This is a genomic window from Photorhabdus africana, assembly GCF_035181445.1.
Taxonomy (GTDB): domain Bacteria; phylum Pseudomonadota; class Gammaproteobacteria; order Enterobacterales; family Enterobacteriaceae; genus Photorhabdus; species Photorhabdus laumondii.
Map to the genome: position 1 here is coordinate 1 of NZ_JAXBVE010000356.1, position 211 is coordinate 211.

General features: G+C 44.1%; 1 pseudogene. It reads right to left on the reverse strand.

From position 1 onward, the window contains the following. Window positions 1-211, reverse strand: a pseudogene (locus tag SLS51_RS24065) (ISNCY family transposase); the annotation flags it as partial.

Genomic DNA, 211 nt, shown 5'->3' on the forward strand with positions numbered 1-211 from the left:
GCAATAGTCATCAACATCGTTTCATGCTCCGGAGATTGTTCAATCAGTTGATGGACAAATTGTGAGAGATCCAACGTATGTCCATTCAGTAAAATATAGCGTAACACCACATTGCGCTGCTCAGTTGTATTATACCCCGCATTCAAGAGTTCCACCAATTGGAGGAGCCATTCCTGCATATCCCGGCAGCGAATATGTTTTTGCACCAGCT